The organism is Pedococcus sp. P1_H8 (assembly GCF_056405175.1).
Window position 1 is genome coordinate 1 of sequence record NZ_JBFUCP010000414.1, and the last position, 379, is coordinate 379.

The following is a 379-nucleotide window of genomic DNA, read 5'->3' on the forward strand; positions in this document are numbered from 1 at the left end:
CCGGTTCGACGGCACCGCGAACCTGAAACGGTGGCTCGACAGCGACACCCGGCGCGAGCTGATGGTCCGCGGCGCCGACCTCTTCGAGGCGCCACCGATCCAGCACGTGCTCGTCGACGAGGCCGACGACGACGTCGTGACGGTGGTGGTCTCGCACCCGCACGTGCCCGGCCGGGAGGACGAGTTCGTGGCCTGGCAGCAGCGGGTCGTCGAGGCGGAGAAGGGGTTTCCCGGATTCCGGGGCTCTCGGCTGCACCGGCCGGTGCCCGGGATCCAGGACAGCTGGACGATCGTCTTCAGCTTCGACACCGCGGAACACCTCGACGCGTGGCTGGGCTCGCCCGAACGCGCCGCGCTGCTCGCGGAGGGGCGCGACTTC

1 protein-coding gene is annotated in these 379 nt (G+C 71.5%); it reads left to right on the top strand.

The window, feature by feature from the left end; genetic code table 11:
* On the top strand, positions 1-379 hold a 379-nt coding region (locus tag AC1DYG_RS20615), incomplete at both ends, for an antibiotic biosynthesis monooxygenase (protein ID WP_477641690.1).